13 protein-coding genes and 1 rRNA gene are annotated in these 14813 nt (G+C 41.4%); 8 read left to right on the plus strand and 6 right to left on the minus strand.

All coding sequences use genetic code 11. The features are described from left to right. The 5 genes from rrf to FTU02_RS06600 form a co-directional block, all read left to right on the plus strand. Positions 1-102: ribosomal RNA gene (gene rrf / locus FTU02_RS06580) — 5S ribosomal RNA — on the plus strand; the annotation flags it as partial. 212 nt (positions 103-314) lie between these two features. Then, positions 315-866: a DUF4256 domain-containing protein gene (locus FTU02_RS06585; protein WP_180078483.1), complete on the plus strand. Its 552-nt coding sequence runs from the start codon at positions 315-317 to the stop codon at positions 864-866. A 407-nt stretch (positions 867-1273) separates the two neighbouring features. Further along, complete coding sequence (locus FTU02_RS06590) at positions 1274-2623, plus strand: MFS transporter (RefSeq protein ID WP_180107421.1); 1350 nt, start codon at positions 1274-1276, stop codon at positions 2621-2623. Positions 2624-2742: 119 nt separating this feature from the next. Continuing rightward, positions 2743-3573 carry a hypothetical protein gene (locus FTU02_RS06595; RefSeq protein WP_180156417.1) on the plus strand — a complete coding sequence of 277 codons (831 nt, stop codon included), beginning with the start codon at positions 2743-2745 and terminating at the stop codon, positions 3571-3573. A gap of 19 nt (positions 3574-3592) precedes the next feature. Then, entirely contained in the window at positions 3593-3904 is a 312-nt protein-coding gene (locus FTU02_RS06600) for an ankyrin repeat domain-containing protein (protein ID WP_180156418.1), read from the plus strand. A gap of 67 nt (positions 3905-3971) precedes the next feature. Here FTU02_RS06600 and FTU02_RS06605 read toward each other — a convergent pair whose 3' ends face one another. Beyond that, a complete protein-coding gene (locus FTU02_RS06605) occupies positions 3972-4541 on the minus strand; it encodes a type 1 glutamine amidotransferase domain-containing protein (protein ID WP_180156420.1) in 570 nt (189 codons plus the stop codon). A 443-nt stretch (positions 4542-4984) separates the two neighbouring features. Between FTU02_RS06605 and FTU02_RS06610 the strand changes: the two genes are divergently transcribed. Further along, positions 4985-6160, plus strand: a complete 1176-nt coding sequence (locus FTU02_RS06610) for a PQQ-dependent sugar dehydrogenase (protein WP_180084485.1) — start codon at positions 4985-4987, stop codon at positions 6158-6160. 92 nt (positions 6161-6252) lie between these two features. Here FTU02_RS06610 and FTU02_RS06615 read toward each other — a convergent pair whose 3' ends face one another. After that, complete coding sequence (locus FTU02_RS06615; protein ID WP_180156422.1) at positions 6253-7293, minus strand: TauD/TfdA family dioxygenase; 1041 nt, start codon at positions 7291-7293, stop codon at positions 6253-6255. Positions 7294-7884: 591 nt separating this feature from the next. Here FTU02_RS06615 and FTU02_RS06620 point away from each other — a divergent pair. Together FTU02_RS06620 and FTU02_RS06625 are read left to right on the plus strand one after the other, a co-directional pair. Further along, positions 7885-8160, plus strand: a complete 276-nt coding sequence (locus FTU02_RS06620) for a tautomerase family protein (RefSeq protein WP_373684220.1) — start codon at positions 7885-7887, stop codon at positions 8158-8160. Positions 8161-8648: 488 nt separating this feature from the next. Then, entirely contained in the window at positions 8649-9941 is a 1293-nt protein-coding gene (locus tag FTU02_RS06625; protein ID WP_180092619.1) for a glutamate carboxypeptidase, read from the plus strand. 285 nt (positions 9942-10226) lie between these two features. Here the strand turns inward: FTU02_RS06625 and FTU02_RS06630 are convergent, their stop codons facing one another. From FTU02_RS06630 to ileS, 4 genes are all read right to left on the minus strand, one after another. Next, entirely contained in the window at positions 10227-10769 is a 543-nt protein-coding gene (locus FTU02_RS06630; protein ID WP_180024676.1) for an NADPH-dependent FMN reductase, read from the minus strand. Positions 10770-10914: 145 nt separating this feature from the next. Further along, a complete protein-coding gene (locus tag FTU02_RS06635; RefSeq protein ID WP_078190656.1) occupies positions 10915-11397 on the minus strand; it encodes a peptidylprolyl isomerase in 483 nt (160 codons plus the stop codon). Beyond that, positions 11390-11929: a signal peptidase II gene (lspA, locus tag FTU02_RS06640; protein WP_180084480.1), complete on the minus strand. Its 540-nt coding sequence runs from the start codon at positions 11927-11929 to the stop codon at positions 11390-11392. The genes FTU02_RS06635 and lspA overlap by 8 nt, the downstream gene beginning before the upstream one ends. Further along, positions 11922-14768, minus strand: a complete 2847-nt coding sequence (gene ileS, locus FTU02_RS06645; protein ID WP_180156424.1) for an isoleucine--tRNA ligase — start codon at positions 14766-14768, stop codon at positions 11922-11924. Before ileS ends, lspA begins: the two co-directional genes overlap by 8 nt. Positions 14769-14813 lie beyond the last annotated feature (45 nt).

Consider the following 14813-nt stretch of genomic DNA (forward strand, 5'->3'; position numbering starts at 1 on the left):
GCAAGAGTGAACCACCTGATCCCTTCCCGAACTCAGAAGTGAAACCTCTTAGCGCTGATGGTAGTGTGGGGTTACCCATGTGAGAGTAAGTCATCGCCAGCTCATTATTCGAAAACACCCCCTGACTCGTGCAGGGGGTGTTTTTTTATGTGTGGAGAAAAGGGGGGAAAGAAGAAATGTAGAAGGACAAACTGGGAAATGATAGATATTTAAAAAGAATAAGGCTAAACAATGCTAAAAATTTACATCAAGGTGAGTTTATATTCTTTATAGTGAAGTACGGTCTCAATGTATAAAAAGAATAGGATGTACATATGCTCCAAAATCTCGATGAAGTCTCTATTTTAGAGATATTGCAGCAACGCTTTGAGGCAAACATGCAGCGTCATCCAGAATTGCTTTGGGATGATGTAAAAAAACAATTGATTGCACAGCCCTCAAAACTAAAAATTTTAATCGAAATGGAAAATACAGGCGGTGAGCCAGATATTGTGACGCTGAATCGGCAATCTCATGACCTGATATTTTATGATTGCAGCTTAGAGTCGCCAAAACCTAGACGAAGCTTATGTTATGACCGTGATGCCTTGGAGAATCGGAAGGATCATCCTCCCAAAAATAACGTTATAGATATGGTGCGAGACATCGGTGCTCAGCTGCTGACAGAAGAGGACTATCGTGCGTTACAGCAAGTTTTTCATTTCGATTTAAAGACTTCGAGTTGGATCGTAACGCCAGCGGATATTCGGCAAAAGGGCGGGGCACTGTTTTGTGATCGACGTTATGATCATGTATTTAGCTATCATAATAGCGCGCAGTCATATTATGCGTCTCGTGGATTTCGCTGTAAGCTAGTGATTGCTTAATCTCAGTGCTATCAAGGTATTTAAAACAATCAAGAGCGTTAAAGTGAGCTTTTCTAAAGATGTAATTGCGTTTGTTTTTTAGACATTTAAAATTTTTCTAAACTAAAGATAGAAATAAATGATGGTGTGTCGTTCTGAAGTTTAATGAAAGAATAGAAGAATTAGACCTGAAAATAAGAGTATTATTATTTAAAAAAATCAGTTAAATAATCATATATTGATAATGTTTAATAATTAAACTAAAACATGAAAAATAACACAATTAACATGCACTTATAAGCAATTCGATTTATTAAACATACGTCTAATATCCCTAGAAATTACTGTTCCGTATATTCCGTGGCTGTTGAATTTTACTTAAAAATTCAATGAATGTTATGGACAAGTACTCATGGGAGATGAGAACGATGACAACGGAAAAAATAGACATAAATTCTGTAGTCGATAAGGCTAAATTTACCCCGTTCCACTTCAATGTAGTGGCTTGGTGCTTATTGATTATTTTATTTGATGGCTACGATTTAGCGATTAATGGCGTGGTTTTACCATTATTGATGCAAGACTGGGGCTTAAGTGCAATGCAAGCGGGGATGCTTGCCAGTACTGCGCTCGCAGGCATGATGTTTGGTGCCATGTTCTTTGGCTCTTTAGCAGATAAGATTGGCCGTAAAAAAGTCATTATGATCTGTATTGTTTTATTTAGTGGTTTGACCTTTGCCGGTGGTTTTGCGTCGAATCCAACAGAATTTGGTATTTTGCGTTTCTTGGCTGGTTTAGGGATTGGCGGTGTCATGCCTAACCTTGTGGCTTTAACGTCTGAATACGCGCCGCAGAAGATGCGTAGCACACTGGTAACGACGATGTTTAGTGGTTATGCAGTCGGTGGTGTGATGGCGGCACTTTTAGGTTCATGGTTCACCCCTGATTTTGGTTGGCAAATCATGTTCTTTATTGCAGGTATTCCACTTTTCCTTTTACCTGTGATTTGGAAATTCTTACCTGAATCTTTGGCATTTATGGTGAAAGAAAACAAACAGGAAAAAGCCCGCAGTATCGTGAAGCGCTTAGCGCCTGAAGTGAAAGTTACTGAAAATACAGTGTTCACTTTACCGCAAGAAAATGTACCTGAAGCTGCTAACGTGGTGAGTTTGTTCCGCCGTGGTCGTGCCGTAAATACATTGCTGTTTTGGGTGGCGTTCTTTACGTGCCTATTGACCATGTATGCGCTAAGCAGCTGGTTACCAAAACTGATGATGGCAGCCGGTTATTCTATGGATAACAGCTTGATGTTCATGATGGTCATGAACGTTGGCGCAGTTGTGGGTATTGTTGGCGGTGGTATTTTGGCTGACCGTTTCCATTTAAAACCTGTGCTGATGGTTTTGGGTATGATGGGCGCGATTGTGATGAGCTTGATGGGCTTCCAGTCAAATCAATTCTTGCTATACATCTTGGTGTTCTTGGCAGGTGCTGCGTCTATTGGTTCGCAAATGCTGCTGTACAGCTATGTGGCGCAGTATTACCCACTTGCTGTACGTTCGACAGGTATTGGTTGGTCTTCTGCCATTGGTCGTATGGGTGCGATTGTAGGGCCGATTCTGATTGGTGGTTTGCTTGGTATGAACTTACCTGCGCATTTCAACTTTATGGCGGTAGGTTTACCTGTACTGATTACTGCAATCGCGGTTGCATTGATCATGCATGAAAATGACAGTGATAAGATTGATGTTAAAGAGGCAACTACAGCCAAAGCTTAAGTTGTGATTCTTTAAAAAGAAAAGCCTCCGAAAGGGGGTTTTTTTAATAGAGAAGTATTTTAATTTAAAAATTTATTGCATAGTATGATTAAGAATTAAACTATTTGAATTATATTACAATGACTTGGTATTCCGATAAAAAATTTGAAGAAAGTATTTTAAGTATTAAGTTCACAGGGGAAGGGCTAGATAAACATGGGGTTAGTATTTATGATTTATCTGAATGTCTTTTAAGTATCCAAAGAATTATTCATAAAGCTTATCTTGCTAAAGAAAATAAACTATATAAAGGTGCTTATCCCAAAAAAGAAATTAGAGAGAAACTTGCTCTTCAATTAGGAGAGCGTAGAAAGGGTTCGGATCTGTTTGGTCTTGTTCCTCTACTTAATCCTGATAGTATCAATAACGTATTAAAACAATGTATTGACTATACTATTTCAGGAGTTATGGGTTACTACATTGGTGATCTATTAAAAAGATTACATGATGAAAAAGATGATAATAAAAAAATTTTTATTGGTTCAATTTATCCCGAGATTAGTAATATTGTAAATAGAGTAGATACTATTGGCGGTATAGAAGCTATTTCTATTGGTACACCATTATTAGGTAGAGAAACAATAGCAGCGTTTGATTCAACTACCAAAGACTATCTTAATTCAATTAAAGATGAATATTGGCTCGGTAAATATCAAGAAATCCAAGGCAGTGTTTATAAATTATATCCGAACAGTAATATGGTTGGTATTCGTCGAGCAGGTGGAAGCACTGTTACAATTTGGTTGAATCCTGAAGATTTTTCAAAAATTAGATATTTAAAAGTATCAGATCCCTTCTTTATTTTTAAAGGACGGCCAAAATATAAATTAGGTATAGAGACTAAGAAAATTACTGAATTTGAGGCTGATGAAATCGAGTATATTGGTGACGATCTAATTGAAAAAGTTTAACTGAATTAAGGTAAGAATTATGAAATTTGATTCTATCTCCCCAATCCCTGAAGATGGTGATGAACTGCATTTGCCTGAACTGGTGTACTGGGCATCTTTAGGTGAACTCGCAGAAGTCGAAAAATCTTTAGCGAATGGCACAGACGTAAACACTGCCGATGAAGAAGGCTATAGCGCACTGCATGCAGCCGCAGAAAACGGCTATTTAGACGTGGTGAAGCTTTTGGTAGCTAATGGTGCAAATGTACAGCATAAGACCCAATACACAGCATTAGAGCTTGCAGAAATGGCAGGCAATGATGATGTGGTAGCTTACTTAAAAAATTTGTAAGCCATATATTTTATGAATCAACATTATAAAATACCCGCATGCAATATGCGGGTATTATCCATTTGTATTATTGTTGCTGTTGCTGTTGCTGTTGCTGTTGCTCAAGCTCCTGCTGAATCGCTTGATTAAACGCAGGCAAGTCATCTGGACAGCGAGAAGTAATGAGCACCCAACCGCCCGTATTACAGCGGTGCACCTGCTCATCGACCCAATGTGCACCCGCATTTTCCAAATCCAAACGAATGCTTTTATAAGACGTCAAAGTTTTATCACGAATTCTTTCAGCATTAATGAGCGCCCAAGGACCATGACAAATTGCAGCAATAGGTTTTTGATGGTTAGCAAAGTTTTGAATGAGCCGCAGCGCATCTTCATCGATCCGTAGATGATCTGCATTGACAGTTCCGCCCGGAATTACTAACACGTCATAGTCTTCAGCATTTACGCTGCTCAATTGGGCATTGGGTTGGACTTCAGCTTCGACCTTTTTGTCGGCTTTTACTGTCTGGACCGCAGCATGTTTAACAGCGGCATGAATGGCTTCAATTCCCTTTTCATTTAAATAATTTAAGGGTTGAATCAGCTCATCATGTTCAACACCGACATTTGACGTTATCACTAAAGCTTTTAAAGTCATGATTGACTCCTTGCAATGAGGATTGTCTACCACGCTAACAAGCTGACGGATTTGGGTATGTAATAATTTCGCAGGAAACTGTAAGAAGTTTTGACAGAGATGTTATGCGAAAGTTCTAGATTAGAGCGAACTTTTAAAAATCAGCTAGAAAAAGAAAACCCCAACATCCTGTTGGGGTTTTCTTCGTATTTCGTATTTTAGATACAACTCCATGTCATATCTCACGTCCTGATGCAGAAACTATTCTTATTGTTTTGGTGTTTCGGAAACTTCCTGTTTCCTGATAACTGTAGATTAGGCCTGTTTGAATAAATTGAATAGCAGCAATTTTCTGCATGTCATGTAAGCCAAAACGTACAAAATTATTCTGTTACCTTTCCAAAGAAAAATCATCTGATTAATTGATTAGAATCAAATGATTATAAAAGGGAAGGGAACAGTAAATGAAACAATGTATACAATATTTTCGAACGCCTAGCCTCATCGTCGGTATCTTGATGACAGCCGCATGCCATGCGGAAAACACCACAACTACAGCACAAGATCAAACACCAAGCCAAGCTCAAAAATCGGCACAAATCCAGCAAGAACAGCGCTTTAAAATACAAAAAATCGCTCAATTTAATGAGCCTTGGGCCATCCAGCCGCTCTCAGACGGACGTTTATTGCTGACAGAAAGAAAAGGCCAGCTGATCATCTTTAACCCGCAAAATCAGCAGAAAATACAGGTGAAAAACCTTCCCAAAGTAGCCTATGGCGGACAAGGCGGATTAGGTGATATTGCACTCGATCCACAGTTTGAAAAAAATCATCAGATATACTTGAGCTATGCAGAAGCCGGACAGGGCGGTTATGGCGCTGTCATCGAAAAAGCCACATTAAACCTCAATGAAGCTGTGCCAAGTTTAAAACAACGAAAAATCATTTGGAGGCAAATTCCAAAAGTAGAAGGTCAAGGCCATTATTCACACCGTATGCAATTTGGAACAGATGGAAAATTATGGGTGAGTTCGGGCGAACGTCAGAAGTTTGATCCTGCACAAGATCTACAGTCAAATTTGGGTAAAGTGCTGCGCTTAAATAGTGATGGAACGCCTGCTGCGGATAATCCATTTCAGACCCAAGGCGAAGTTGCCAAGCAAGTCTGGAGCTTCGGGCACCGTAATCCTTTAGGCATGGCATTTGATGCAAAACAGCAGCTTTGGGTGGCCGAAATGGGACCGAAAGGCGGCGATGAGTTAAATCTTGTGCAGCGTGGGAAAAACTATGGCTATCCGCATGTATCGAATGGTGATCATTATGATGATCAACCGATTCCTGATCATCATACACGGCCTGAATTTGAAGCGCCTGCCATCAGCTGGACACCGGTGATTTCACCGTCAAGTTTGATGTTTTACCAAGGGCAAAAGTTCCCCTTGTGGAAAAATAAAGCGCTGATTGGTGGCTTATCTTCAGAAGCGATTGTGATTGTTGATACAGAGCTTAAACCTGTCCAAGAAATACAACGAATTGCCATGCCACAGCGTATTCGAGGACTCATTGAAGCCAAAGACGGCAGTATTTGGGGCATTGAAGATGGAGAAAAGGCATGGTTATTCAAAATTGATCCAAAATAGTGTTTAAAAAAGAAACAAAAAATTCAAAAAATAAAAAAAAGCCCCTACGGGGCTTCTCACATACAGGCCTGCACGAATTTTAAATACGTCAGCTAAGCCGCATAGTGCTCATCGGCATTAAATGCATTGGCTTGAATTTGAATTAATTTACGATTTCCTTGTTCTCCATTCATCCGCCAATGCGCAATTTTAATATTATCCACAATAGCAACATCGCCTTTATACCACTTTAAAAGCAGGGCATCTTTATACATCGCATCAAAAAATTGCTGCTTTTCGGCATCGTTCCATTCAATTTGTTGACCTTCTGGCGTGTAAATTTCCCATGTCAGTTGCATGCCGTTCGCCGTTGAATCGATTTCAATCTCCCCGCGATTTTCAAAGCAATTTTTGGCCGCCTGATGGGCAAATGGATTGGTATTATTGGCAAAAGCCCACGGCTGAATCACATGCTTTTTCGTATCGGGGTGATGAATCACCAGTGGCGAACGCTGTAAGGTCAGTTTGGCTTTTTTATCTTGTCGAATCTCTAGACTAAACGGGCTCTTTTTCAGCAATAATCGGTCAAATAGTCCCACCTCACGTGCCGAAACATAAGAAAAATGGTTCCATGCGCCGAGATATTTTTCCTGTAAATGTTTCGGAAAATTCTCCCAAATTTGCTCTAAGTTATTAAATCCTGTTTCTGCCAAATACGTCGAAGGTTCCTGACAAAATAAGGCGATATAACGCGAGCGTTCTGAGCGCACGCCGCCTTCAACATGCGGGCCTTGTACCGAGTTTTCGACTGGACCCAATTGCACTGTGTTGCGGTCTATATAACGACGGTAGTCGCCAGCGCCGAGCAATTTCTCGCTGTATTTTCGCATCCATGATGCAACCCAGCTGGGCATATTGGGGTTAAATGCATTCCATGGGGTAATCTGAAAATATTGTTCAATCAGTTGGTTAAATTGTTCGGGTTGCTCGATGTTAAAACCACGAAACAGTAAGATGCCATTTTCATGGATTTGTTGTAAAAGCTCTTGTCGATGCGCGCCAATATATTGTGCAAGATCTTGCGGGCTATTGTGTTCTGGAGCGGCATGAAAAATGCGGGTAAAACTATTCAGTTGTTGCTGTTGCAATTGCATAGGTCATTCTCTAATTTTTTAATTCAATTTTTATTGTTGTCGCCTAATCCCTAAGCGCTGACAGTTCGAGCTGCTGAACTCGCAGCCGTTATTCTGTCTAAATTCTCTGCCGATTATAAGTACAGTTTTACTGTTGCGATGTAAGTATTGTTGATAAATTGCGATTTTTCGACGAATAGAGTGCGATCGCTGAATGAATGCCGACATGAAAAAAGCCCTCGACATCCTATCGAGGGCTTTTTAGATTCATTCTAAAGATATGACTCCTGTCATACCGATCAGCGTTCCTGCTGCATGTGCATTATTTATTTTTATTGCAAGACATCCTGTCTCTGTATGTTCTTACTATAGGCGCGTTGCTGTTAAGGCTACAGGCGTAATTACTGCAAGCGCTGTAGGTAAATGCCTACAGCAGAACGCCGCTAAATCCTGCTAGTGTAGTGATTTAAATAACAACAATGAGTTTCGCGCATGCCTGCAACACAAATCGATATACGGATGTAATACAGCATAGAACAAGAACAACAGCTGATAAATGCTGTTTTTTACGCCTTACAACAGAGTTTTCAACTGCCTCGATATGACCGCAATATACGTTTGCAAGTGCATGCGCCACATCGGTTTCAGGTATGTGATCATTTGACGCAGCCTGAGCGCTTTACACATATCACCATTGATTGTTTTGCGGGACGAACCGTAGCAACCAAGTGTAAGTTATATCAAATGCTCGTGCAGAATTTGGTGGAATTTGGCATTCCGGCCGACCATATCATCATTACCTTATGTGAAAGCCCCCAAGAAAACTGGGGGATTCGAGGTGGTCAAGCCGCTTGTGATGTTGATTTAGGTTTTCAGGTGGATGTTTAGTCTGTGCAAATACATGGATTGTTGCTTTCACGGAGCCTAAACGAAAAAGCCCCGACATCCTGTCGGGGCTTTTTCGGATTCATTCTAGCGGTATAACTCCTGTCCTACCGTAAGCTTCCTGCTCATTGTCTTATCATTGTTGTTTTATGTTCAGTGACATCCTGTCGCTGTATGACCTTAATATAAAAGTAATCCAATAACGTGAATAGTGTCTATTATCCGCATCTAATGTAAGCCAAAACGTACAACACCTAAATTATCATTCTGTCCGTCGCGTCAATGTATTGCACAGCATTAAGGCTATCGACCGATAGAACTATTGACCCAAATCGATCTAAACCTGTTTTAAAACAGTGGGAAGCTGGTTTTGATGAGATTAAAATCTTCATCAGCGGTGTTACATATTTTTGCGATTAATTGGTTGAATGGTGAACTAATTTATCAGACATTAAAAATTCATAATGAAAAATATACAGGGAATAAGATCGATGCTAAGAACACTTACACAACAACGGACGACATCAAAACTTCAGCTCGCATTAGGCTGCGTCATTGCGCTTAGTGCTTCAGCAAGTTGGGCAGCATCTCCACAAGAGATTATGCAAATTGCGGAAAGTCAAAAGCAAAGTTATTTAGAGACCTTGAAAACCTTGGTCAATATTGAATCCGGCAGTAAGGATCTTGAAGGCCTGAATCAAATGGCCAAAGTGGTGGCAGATCAGTTGAAGAATGTCGGTGCTGAAGTGAGTGTGATCGAAAGTACAGATATTTATCGCATGGACGATACACCTGAGAAAATGGGACCAATAGTTAAAGGGGTATTGAAAGGTCAAGGTAAAAGTAAAATCATGATGATCGCGCATATGGATACGGTTTATGAACGGGGAATGCTTAAAAACCAACCGTTTAAAATTGACGGTAATCAGGTCTATGGCTTAGGTATCATTGATGATAAACAAGGGGTAGCTGCAATTTTGCATGTTTTGAATACCCTTAAAAAATTGAATTATAAAGACTATGGCACGATCACTGTTTTGATGAATTCAGATGAGGAAATCAGCTCACCTGCCTCACGTAAGTTGATTACAGAAACAGCACAAGATCAGGATGTGGTGTTGTCTTTTGAAGGGGGCGGTAAAGATGGTAACTTACGTCTGGCAACCAGTGGCATTGGCGCAGCCTATTTAGAAATTAAAGGAAAATCTTCACATGCCGGTGTGAAACCTGAGGCAGGGGTGAATGCACTCACTGAGCTCTCTCACCAAATCGCACAAATGCAAAATCTATCTGATCCTAACACTGGGTTAAAGCTGAATTGGACTGTGGCGGAAGCGGGTAAAACACGCAATGTCATTCCAGAACATGCTGCTGCACAGGCGGATGTCAGAGCACTACGTGTCCAAGACTTTGAGGCCGTGGAAAAAACGTTAAATGAGAAAATCAAAAATAAAAAGTTATCAGATAGCCAAGTCAGTGTGAAATTTGAAGTCCGCCGTCCACCGTTGGCTGTAAATGATGCCTCTAAAAAGTTGGCTGAAAAAGCGCAAGACATCTATAAAAATGAGTTAAACATTCCATTGACTGTTTCTTTGACTCCAACAGGAGGCGGTACTGATGCTGCTTTTGCTGGAGTAAAGTCGAAAGCTGCTGTAATTGAGGGAATGGGATTATCAGGAGATGGGGCTCACTCAAGCAATGCAGAATATATTTTAAAAGACAGTATTATTCCGCGTTTGTATTTGGCAACACGATTAATTGTGGATGTGTCGAAAGCAAGATAATATTCTATATCGCAATGATTAGAAGGAGCCTACCTAGGTGGGCTTCATTATGATTAAGCATACAGAACGAAATGAAAAAGCCCCAACGTCCTGTTGGGGCTTTTTCGTATATTGCTAAGATTCAACTCCTGTCAAATCAATCGCTTCCTGCATGTTCCATTCTTTTTATTCTAGAAACTTCCTGTCTCTGTATGGTTTAACTATAAATTAGGTGCTTCAATTAGCATAGTGGTCAAGGACGCCATCTGCTGTAAGCATTTTCTTACATCGAACGCATGACATGAGTTAAGCACTGACATACTGCACCAATTTATCAAACACAGATTTTAGAGCTTTGTTATCAAACTCATTACCTTCAAAGGTTTCAGCACGGTTACGTGCGAAAATATCGCGAATCTCAACCACAGCATTCGAGTCAATCAACCCTAACTGTGTTGCCACTTGGCGAATTTGATCAATCGAACGTGAACCATTGGTGCCACCATAGCTAACGTATGCCGCAGGTTTTCCGGCCCATTCTTTACCGAGGTAATCCAATGCATTTTTGAGCGCAGGGCTGTAGCCGTGGTTATATTCAGGGCTAATGAAAATAAATGCGTCACCTTGTGCGATTTTATCTGCCCATGCTTGTTGTTTGGGTTGGTCATAAATCCCGGTTAATGGTGGATGTGCGCCTGCAAAAATAGGCAGATCCCATTCTTTTAAATCGACAATTTCAGTTTCTACGGTACTGTAGTCATAGCTTTCGATTTCTGAAAGTAGCCAGTTGGCAATCTTAATTGCCGTACGGCCTTCGCGGACACTGCCGACAATAATATGAAGTTTCATCGTATTTCCTGTCTTGTTTTAAAGTCTTGCATTAAATTAATATGAAAACGGTCCGTTGCATATACAGAAAATGTATCGAGTCGATTGATAGTTATAAAAATAGTGATAAAAAAAGCTCCCGAAGGAGCTTTTTATTTGCTGAAACTTAGATCAGTTTCACGCCTTGTTGACCGGCAGGGGTCACTTTGAAAATTTCAACTTCAAAGGTGATATTTTTACCAGCTAGAGGGTGGTTGAAATCCACTTCGGTAATGTCTTCACCGACGGTTTTGATTACTCCATACAGACTTTGTTTGGCTTTATCTTCAAACTCAATCATATGGCCTTCAACAGGACGTTGCTCAAATTTGACGGTATCAAATTTTTGTACGTTTTCTGGGTTCCATGGACCAAATGCATCTTCTGGAGGAAGGCTCACGGTACGACGGTCACCTGCACGTAAACCGAATAAAGCTTTCTCAAAACCCGGTAATAAGCTGCCATCACCCATGACAAGGCTGACAGGTTCAGCACGGCTACGGGTATTGTCAATTTCTACGCCATTTTCAATAGCAACAGAAAAGTGAAGGTCTACTTTAGAGCCTTCTTCAATACGAGTTTCCTCGTTAGGATTGATAAAATCAGTCATTTTGCGCTTCCGCACGTTGAATTCGGTGTTTTTCTAAGAAAAACGTATCGATAAGAAGCAGAATCGTGCCTAAAGTAATGGCACTGTCTGCAATATTAAATGCAGGAAAGTGGCTGTTGTTGTAATACACGTGAATGAAATCCACCACATAACCTAAAGATACACGGTCAATTAAGTTACCGATTGCGCCGCCTAAAATGAGGGCAATCGCAAGTGGTAAAACTTTCACGTTTTTTGGCATACGCATGAGCCAAAATACAAAAATGACAGACACAAGTCCTGCGAGTGAAGTAAAGAAATAACGTTGCCATCCACCAGCATCGGACAAGAAACTAAAGGCTGCGCCATAGTTATGTAGTAATGTCCAATTTAAAAAGGGCATGACAGGTACAGGATCTGCGTAGTTCAGATGTGTACTTGCAATCCATTTGGTCCATTGATCCAAAATAATGGCAACAATGGATAAGCCCACCCACACTAAATTGTGTGGGTAGAATTGAAAGAAGCCCTTTTTTTCTTGTGGATTAGGCATATTTTCTCTCTTCGCCTTGACCTGTAGGAAGGTTAATAATACAACGAGAACAAAGACCTGGATGTTCGTGATGTGTATTCACATCTGGCAGTACATGCCAGCAGCGTGCACATTTTTCACCGTCAGCAGCAGAGACTTTGACATTTAAACCATCAAGGTCAGAGGCTTCACCTTGCGCTGCATCAAACTCATTGACAATCACTTGAGAAGTGATGAGGACAAAACGCAGTTCTTCACCGAATTTGTCTAAAACAGCTTTCAGCTCAGCATTGGCCCAAAGTTCAACTTTGGCAGACAAGTTTGAACCCACAGTTTTTGCAGTACGTGCAGCTTCAATAAACTTGTTCACTGCAGATTTAACGGTGATCAAGGTTTGCCATTCAGCTTCAGTCACTAAATTTGCTGTAGAGACTACAGGAATGTCATACCACTCCGCAGTAAATACATATTTCTCAGATTGCTCTGGAATTAACGGCCAAGCTTCTTGTGCAGTGAAGGTCAAGATTGGTGCCATCCAACGTACGAAAGCTTGTACCAAGTGATACAACGCAGTTTGTGCCGAATGACGCGCTTGAGAGTCCGCTTTGGTGGTGTACTGACGGTCTTTGATGATGTCTAAATAGAAACCACCCAAGTCATTAATACAGAAGTTGGTCAATGCGCTGGTCACGATATGGAAGTTCATATCTTCATAAGCTTGTTGAATAGTTTTTTGCACTTCCGCAGCACGTTGCAAGATGTATTGATCAAGCGCGATCAATTGATCAACAGGCAAAGCATCCGTCGATGGTTTGAAGCCATTCAAGTTAGCCAACAAGAAACGCAATGTGTTACGGATACGGCGGTAACCATCTGATGCACGGCTAAAGATTTCTTTACCCGCAGTCATTTCATAACGGTAGTCTGCAGACGCGATCCAGAAACGTAGACCATCTGCACCCATGTCTTTGATGATGTCTTGTGGAGTGATCACGTTACCGATCGACTTCGACATTTTGCGGCCTTTCTCATCCACTACGAAGCCGTGAGTCAATAAGCCTTTGTACGGTGCGCGGTTATTAATCGCCATAGATGTTAACAATGAAGACTGGAACCAGCCACGATGTTGGTCAGAACCTTCAAGGTACAAGTCAGCAGGGTCTTGCAATTCTTCACGTTCACGAAGTACTGCAAAGTGTGTTGTTCCAGAGTCAAACCAAACGTCTAGAGTGTCACGAACCGCATTGTACTGCTCTGCATCTGCACCGATAAACTCAGACGCATCACGGTTATACCAACCATCAATACCTTCTTGTTCAATCAGCTTCGCCACTTCTTCGATCAGCTCAGGCGTACGCGGGTGAAGTTCGTTGGTGTCTTTATGCACGAAGAATGGAATTGGCACGCCCCATGTACGTTGACGTGAGATACACCAGTCTGGACGACTTTCAATCATCGATTGGATACGGTTTTTACCCCAATCCGGTACGAAGCTGATGTCATTTTCAATCGCGTTCAATGCACCTTGGCGTAAACCTTTTGCATCCATGCTGATGAACCATTGCGGTGTTGCACGGAAGATAATCGGTGTTTTATGGCGCCAGCAATGTGGATAGCTATGTTTGATCACCACATGTGCCCAAAGTTTGCCTGCTTCGGTTAAAGCAGCAATGATTTTTGGATTAGCTTTGTAGATGTGCTCGCCTGCAAAAATTGGTGCAGTCGGTAAATACACACCGTTGCCGCCAACTGGATTGTCGACTTTTAGGTTGTACTGTAAGCCAACTTTATAGTCGTCCACACCATGGCCTGGCGCGGTATGTACAGCACCTGTACCACTGCCGTCTGTGACATGCTCACCTAAGATTACTGGTACTTGGCGTTCAGCAATTAACGGATGTTGTAGTACTAGGTTTTCAAGTTTTGCACCAGCAAACTCAGCAATCACTTCAACTGCGTTAAAGCCATAACGCTGCGTTGCAGATTCAACTAATGATTTTGCAAGGATGAAGTTTTGCGCTGCTTTGTCTTCGCCAGTTGCTTTCACCAATTGGTATTCAAGCTCAGCATGTAGAGCAACCGCTTGGTTGGCAGGCATAGTCCAAGGCGTGGTTGTCCAGATTACGATATCTGTAGAATCGCTAACTGTAACACCTAGGCGTGCAGATAAATCAGCTAAATCAACAATGTTAAAACCAACGTCAATCGCATCTGATTTTTTGTCTTCGTATTCTACTTCAGCTTCAGCTAAGGCAGAACCACAGTCCAAACACCAGTTGACTGGTTTAAGACCCGGCTCAATATGGCCTGCTTTAGCAATTTCACCGAGCGAACGAACGATGTCGGCTTCTTGTTTGAAGTTCATGGTGAGGTAAGGGTTGTCCCAATCACCAAATACGCCCATACGCACGAAGTCTTTTTTCTGTAATTCGACTTGGGTGTAAGCATATTCACGGCACGCTTTACGGAAAGTGGAGGCATCTACTTTCACGCCGACTTTACCGACTTTTTCTTCAACTTTCAGTTCGATTGGAAGACCATGACAGTCCCAACCTGGTACATACGGCGCGTCAAAACCGTCCATCACACGGCTTTTGATGATGATGTCTTTCAGGACTTTATTCACCGCATGGCCTAAGTGAATTTGGCCATTTGCGTATGGAGGGCCGTCATGAAGCACATATTTTTTCTTGCCAATACGCGATGCACGAATCTGCTGATAAATGTTGTCGGCATACCACTCTTCTAACCATTTCGCTTCACGTACTGCGAGATTTGCTTTCATCGCAAATTCAGTACCTGGGAGGTTTAGCGTGGCTTTATAATCCACTGCATTTTCAGGAGTTTGCTTATCGCTCATGCAAGTTGTCTTCCAAATTTATCAGCCCGTTGACTGACGCGTTTT

This window comes from Acinetobacter sp. YH12045 (genome assembly GCF_013419925.1).
Taxonomy (GTDB): Bacteria; Pseudomonadota; Gammaproteobacteria; order Pseudomonadales; family Moraxellaceae; genus Acinetobacter; species Acinetobacter amyesii.

Coding starts and splice junctions, on each gene's coding strand:
- ileS (WP_180156424.1), bottom strand. CDS start 14,768: ATGAGCGATAAGCAAACTCCTGAAAATGCAGTGGATTATAAAGCCACG.
- FTU02_RS06600 (WP_180156418.1), top strand. CDS start 3,593: ATGAAATTTGATTCTATCTCCCCAATCCCTGAAGATGGTGATGAACTG.
- lspA (WP_180084480.1), bottom strand. CDS start 11,929: ATGCCTAATCCACAAGAAAAAAAGGGCTTCTTTCAATTCTACCCACAC.
- FTU02_RS06595 (WP_180156417.1), top strand. CDS start 2,743: ATGACTTGGTATTCCGATAAAAAATTTGAAGAAAGTATTTTAAGTATT.
- FTU02_RS06630 (WP_180024676.1), bottom strand. CDS start 10,769: ATGAAACTTCATATTATTGTCGGCAGTGTCCGCGAAGGCCGTACGGCA.
- FTU02_RS06585 (WP_180078483.1), top strand. CDS start 315: ATGCTCCAAAATCTCGATGAAGTCTCTATTTTAGAGATATTGCAGCAA.
- FTU02_RS06625 (WP_180092619.1), top strand. CDS start 8,649: ATGCTAAGAACACTTACACAACAACGGACGACATCAAAACTTCAGCTC.
- FTU02_RS06605 (WP_180156420.1), bottom strand. CDS start 4,541: ATGACTTTAAAAGCTTTAGTGATAACGTCAAATGTCGGTGTTGAACAT.
- FTU02_RS06590 (WP_180107421.1), top strand. CDS start 1,274: ATGACAACGGAAAAAATAGACATAAATTCTGTAGTCGATAAGGCTAAA.
- FTU02_RS06610 (WP_180084485.1), top strand. CDS start 4,985: ATGAAACAATGTATACAATATTTTCGAACGCCTAGCCTCATCGTCGGT.
- FTU02_RS06635 (WP_078190656.1), bottom strand. CDS start 11,397: ATGACTGATTTTATCAATCCTAACGAGGAAACTCGTATTGAAGAAGGC.
- FTU02_RS06615 (WP_180156422.1), bottom strand. CDS start 7,293: ATGCAATTGCAACAGCAACAACTGAATAGTTTTACCCGCATTTTTCAT.